Raw genomic sequence first — 4,388 nt, forward strand, 5'->3', positions numbered from 1 at the left:
CAGTTTATTGTGCCGTCGGGGTGTTGGGTGTCGTGCCAGCCTGTGGGGCCGGTCCAGAAGGTTTTGAGTAGGTGGTGCAACGGGACGCGCTAAGAACGCTAAAGCGCAAGGAGCATCATGCAACCCAACCCAACCACCACCGCGACCATTGAGGCCGCCCAGCACGTCGAGGCTGCCCTCGACGCGCTGATCGTGGCCCGCGCCGAACTGATCGCCGCGCAGGCCCTCACCGTCACCACGCCCATCGCTGACATGCTGGCCGGCGTCAACACCGCGCTGGCCGCCCATCTGACCGCCCATCTGACCGCCGCGCTGACCGCCGGGAGCGCGAAGTGACCGCGGCCGCCGACCACGGCGCCACCGAGCACAACGTCACCGTTGTAACCCTCACCGCCAGCGGCCGCGGCTGGCAGGCCATGTGCAGAACATGCGGCTGGTCTGGGCCGCCCACACTGATCGAACACAGCGCCCGCAACCTCGCCGCCGTCCACTACCTCCGCACCGGCGGCAGCGGCGACGACGACAGCGCCGAGCTGGCAGCCAGCATGGCCCGCCACCCGTCCAACCGTGGCGGTGCCCGATGACCGCCACCACCATCGCCGTCGTTGCCGTGCTGACTGCGCTCGCCGTCTGGCACCGGGCCACCGCAGCACACCGCGCCGACACCGCCGCATCCCGCGCCGTCGCCGAAGCCGCAGCCCGACTACACCGCGCCGGCCACCCCGACGCCGGCCTCGTGCTCGGCGTCATCGGCCAACGGGAACGCGAACACGCGCTGCGCATCATCCACGGCCAACCTGTCCACCACCGCCGGCGGCACCGCTGGACAACAGCCATCTGGACCGGCCTGATCGCCGGCGCCACCCTCGGCGCCTGCGGCGGCCCAACCGCGGCCGCCGACCCGCCGATGTGCTTCGACACCTGCCCAACATGGGACTGCCACGTCGACGGCAACGGCATCTGCGGGCCAGACCAGCCGGCGGCACCCGTGCTCGGTCTCGACTGCGCCGGCACCATCGTGCCCACCGACCCGCGGGTGTCAGTGCAGCAGGGCCTCGGCTACCTCGTGTACGTCGAGCTGGTCCGGGCCATGTGCGGCGGGGCAGCATCATGACCGGGAACCCGCCACCGCTGCCGCTGCTGCACGCCGCCCGCGACGAATGCGGCCGGTACGTCGCCACCCCGGCCACCCGGCTCCGCAGCCAGTGGGCCGAACTGTTCGACGTGCTCACCGAGTGGTGCAACGTCTACCCGAAACCGGCCCCGACCGCCGAGGAATGGCAGCAGATCGCCGCGGCGATCCGGGCCACCAGGGTCGCCGAGGACCAGGCCAAGGCTACGGCCGGTCTGCTCTAGTCGGGAACGTTCAACAGTCCAGCGGCCGCCGATGACAGGATCGGCGGCCGCCGGCGTTCCCGCTCCAAATCAGCCACCCGGGCCTCGAGGGCCAGTAGCCGGCGGGCCAGCTCGGCGCCCAGCACCGCCGCCAACTCGGCGGTGGAATCGTCGCCGGCGTTCACAGGTCCCGGTATTCGTCTAGGGCACCGACCGCGGTGCTTTCGTCGGCCCGCATCTGCACCACCCGGTCGTCGGCGTGAACCTCGGCGGCCAGATGCTGCCGATCGACCCAACGCCCAGGCTCAAACCAGCCCGGCGGTGTCGGCGCCCACACTGGCCGCAACGCCGGCGGCAACTCAGCCACCGCCACCATGATCGGCTGCCCAGCTCGCAACGCCCCCAACCGTCTGGCCCGCGGATACTGTGCACCCCGAGCGCTGCCGTGCACCGACTCCAACCACTGCCGATAGTCGGCCTCCTCGGCGTCGAGCAAATACTGGTACACGCCGGCGGTGTGGGCCGGGCCAACCACAGCACCGGCCACCGGGGCCGGCCGCGGATTCGGGTTCGGCATCGGCATCGCTATTTCACCCGCCTCGCCGGCCGCGGCGTAGCGCCCCAGCGCGCCCGGGCCATCGCCTGCGTGTGCGGATTCTTCGCCGCACCGGCCGCCCACTGGCTGCCCATGTCGAGCCGGGCAAGGTGCTCCATGATCGACCTGTCGAGCTGCCGTACCTCGGCGATCGCCTTCGACAACGCCGACGTGTTCGGCTGCTCAGCCGCCGACTCGCCGGCGATCACCCGCTCCAAGAGTTCGATGTGGTCCGCGCACCGGCACGCCGCATCCACCGCCCGCTGTTCACGCTCATCGAACACCAGGTCCACGCCGGTCGTCGCCGACTCGCGGGCCAGCGCGTCGGTGAGGTCGGCGCGGAGCTGCTCACCGGCCGACGCCGGCCGATCAGCGCCCGTACTCATCCGGTCCCGCTTCCGGGTCAGGCGCATACGTCAGCGTCAGGTACCGCTTCGCCGCGGTGGACAGCCGCAGCGGGTGCCCGTTCGAGCACGTCGGTGGGAGCGGCCCCGTCCCGTCGTCATCACCTTCGAGCCATGCGATCAGTCGCGGCCCCGCTGACGCCTGCACCAGTGCTTGCAGCTCGTCGGGATCGGTCGGCCAGTAGTCGTCGGGTGGCAGTTCGACGGCGTGGCGTTCCACAGCGGCCGCCCACATCGCCGATGCACCCGGCCCCAGGTCCAGCAGAACGGCTTTCACCGCCTCCACGGCCGCGTATTTCGCCGCCATCGCGGCCCTGATTTCGACCCGATCAGCGCAGCGGGAACGTCGCAAAATAGCCATATTCGGCCCTTTCTCGTGATTTTTGGTGGCGGCGCCAGAAAACGCCCAGCATCGACGCTGAGGCACTCGATATGCCGGCCTCGGGGCCGCCGGGGGCGGCGGGGTGCCTTCCCCAGGGGGTTCCTAACGTCTTCACAGCCTGCTCTTGGGACCGCGGCCCGTCGTGCTGCTGCCCATGCGTTCAGCCGGTTGCTGCCGCGGTGCAGCGCGTTGCTCTGCCGCTGTCGTGCGGTCTGCATTCGTCGGGCTGCTGGTGCTGCGTTCGTCGTGCTGCGTTCGTCGTGTTGCTGGCCGCTGTTCGCGCTTCGTGGTCGCGTGTCGCCGCTGTTCATCGTGTGCGGTTCATCGTGGCGATTGCGTGTTCCATGTGGTCACGTGACCGTGTGCAGGCTGGACACCTGCCAGCACGGTCGGCGCTGCTGGTGCGTATGCAGTCGCCGCAGCGTGTGCACCAGCGCCAGCCTGTTGGTGGTGTGGTGGTCATCGTCGTTTCCCTCGTGGTCGGCGCAGGTTGCGGAGTTGCTTGCCGAGTCGGTCACCGCCGCTGCTGCCGTTGCCGTACTGCTGTCGTGCGCGTACTGCGCTGACGTGTTGGCGGCAGCTGATGCACATGGGTGCTGCGCTGCGCAGTTCGGCGAGTCGTTCGCCTGTTGCGCCGCATCTGGCGCAGGCCGGGCCGGTGGGGGCGGCGGTGGTGGTGGGGGTCCCGGTCATGGGGTCCGTCCTCTCTGGGGTGAACCGCCCCCGGGTGTGCACGGCTGCAATCCGATTGACACACACCCGGGGGCGGTGCTGGTGGCCGGACCCCGGGCAGGAGCGCCAGCAACGGGGACGTTCCCGTGGGTGGGGCTGCGACTGCCCGGGGCCGGTGGTGGGCGGCGCCGGCGCCGCCCACCAGCGGAGGGGGAATGGAGTAACCCCGGCCAGGTGGGTGGGCTGCGCGGCGCCGCCCGGTCTCATACCGCCGGTGCTGCGTCCGGGTCGGGCACCGTCACGTCGAGGTGGCGGCCCAGGTTCCGGTCGGCCCAAGCGTTCAGGGCGTTGAGTGCTTGCGTGTTGGGTTCGGCGGCGGTGACCAGTTCAGCGTCGGCGATGCGGCCGGCGCGGATCAACGCTTCCAGGGTGCCGGTGATGCGGCTGGCGGCGGCGATCTTGTCGGCGTAGCCCTGCGCGAGTTTGCCGAGTTGCTTGGCGATCGGTGCCCGGTGTTCCCGAATGGTGTCGCTGACGGTGCGGGCGGCCCGCATGACGGCTTCACTGTGGGCGGCGCGGCGTACGTCGTAGGTGGCGTGTTCGACGGCGAGGGCACCGGCGGTGGCTTCGTCGCCGGCCAGGAGGGCGTCGACCAGTTCGCGGTGCGATGGGGCTTTTGGTGCTGCGGCGGCCAGCTCATCGAGCCGGGTGAGTGCGGCTCGCACGGAGGTCGGGATGGTCACGCCGAACCGTTGCAGGTCGGTTACTGCTCTGCGTGCCTTCGGTTCGGCTGCGGCGTCAGTTTGGAATGTCATTGTGTTAGTTCACCTTTCAGGGGTTAGAGCGATGCGCCGGTTCCGTCATAGCTGACGGGTAGGCCGGTGTTGGCGATGGCGTCCATTGCTGGGCCGCGGTCGGATGGGTTGCCAGATGGGCGGCCAGCGCGGTGCTGCGGCGGCCAGCATGTCAGCGATGGGCGTGGTGACGGTGAGGGCCTGCG

The 4,388-nt window shown here is 70.3% G+C and carries 10 protein-coding genes; 4 read left to right on the forward strand and 6 right to left on the reverse strand.

Going from position 1 to position 4,388, the window contains the following annotated elements; genetic code table 11:
* The first annotated feature begins 117 nt into the window (after positions 1-117).
* The 4 genes from A5694_RS04075 to A5694_RS04090 are packed head-to-tail and all read left to right on the forward strand — an operon-like array spanning position 118 to position 1,356.
* The gene (locus tag A5694_RS04075; RefSeq protein ID WP_064920572.1) at positions 118-336 is read left to right on the forward strand and encodes a hypothetical protein; all 219 of its coding nucleotides are present in this window, start codon (positions 118-120) and stop codon (positions 334-336) included.
* Complete coding sequence (locus tag A5694_RS04080) at positions 333-584, forward strand: hypothetical protein (RefSeq protein WP_064920573.1); 252 nt, start codon at positions 333-335, stop codon at positions 582-584. The genes A5694_RS04075 and A5694_RS04080 overlap by 4 nt, the downstream gene beginning before the upstream one ends.
* Positions 581-1,114, forward strand: coding sequence for a hypothetical protein (locus A5694_RS04085; protein WP_064920574.1), 534 nt, complete (start codon positions 581-583; stop codon positions 1,112-1,114). The genes A5694_RS04080 and A5694_RS04085 overlap by 4 nt, the downstream gene beginning before the upstream one ends.
* The gene (locus A5694_RS04090; RefSeq protein ID WP_131809500.1) at positions 1,111-1,356 is read left to right on the forward strand and encodes a hypothetical protein; all 246 of its coding nucleotides are present in this window, start codon (positions 1,111-1,113) and stop codon (positions 1,354-1,356) included. The genes A5694_RS04085 and A5694_RS04090 overlap by 4 nt, the downstream gene beginning before the upstream one ends.
* Here A5694_RS04090 and A5694_RS23905 read toward each other — a convergent pair.
* From A5694_RS23905 to A5694_RS04110, 6 genes are all read right to left on the reverse strand, one after another.
* The gene (locus A5694_RS23905) at positions 1,353-1,520 is read right to left on the reverse strand and encodes a hypothetical protein (RefSeq protein ID WP_165605184.1); all 168 of its coding nucleotides are present in this window, start codon (positions 1,518-1,520) and stop codon (positions 1,353-1,355) included. The genes A5694_RS04090 and A5694_RS23905 overlap by 4 nt on opposite strands.
* Complete coding sequence (locus A5694_RS23095) at positions 1,517-1,918, reverse strand: hypothetical protein (protein ID WP_064920576.1); 402 nt, start codon at positions 1,916-1,918, stop codon at positions 1,517-1,519. Before A5694_RS23095 ends, A5694_RS23905 begins: the two co-directional genes overlap by 4 nt.
* Before the next feature lie 2 nt (positions 1,919-1,920).
* The gene (locus A5694_RS04100) at positions 1,921-2,316 is read right to left on the reverse strand and encodes a hypothetical protein (RefSeq protein WP_064920577.1); all 396 of its coding nucleotides are present in this window, start codon (positions 2,314-2,316) and stop codon (positions 1,921-1,923) included.
* A complete protein-coding gene (locus A5694_RS04105; RefSeq protein WP_064920578.1) occupies positions 2,300-2,641 on the reverse strand; it encodes a hypothetical protein in 342 nt (113 codons plus the stop codon). Before A5694_RS04105 ends, A5694_RS04100 begins: the two co-directional genes overlap by 17 nt.
* A gap of 425 nt (positions 2,642-3,066) precedes the next feature.
* Positions 3,067-3,234 (reverse strand): hypothetical protein, encoded by a 168-nt coding sequence (locus A5694_RS23910; protein WP_165605185.1) that lies wholly within the window; start codon positions 3,232-3,234, stop codon positions 3,067-3,069.
* A 417-nt stretch (positions 3,235-3,651) separates the two neighbouring features.
* Complete coding sequence (locus tag A5694_RS04110; protein WP_064920579.1) at positions 3,652-4,203, reverse strand: hypothetical protein; 552 nt, start codon at positions 4,201-4,203, stop codon at positions 3,652-3,654.
* Positions 4,204-4,388: the final 185 nt, after the last annotated feature.

Source organism: Mycolicibacter sinensis, assembly GCF_001667945.1.
Lineage (GTDB): Bacteria > Actinomycetota > Actinomycetes > Mycobacteriales > Mycobacteriaceae > Mycobacterium > Mycobacterium sinense_B.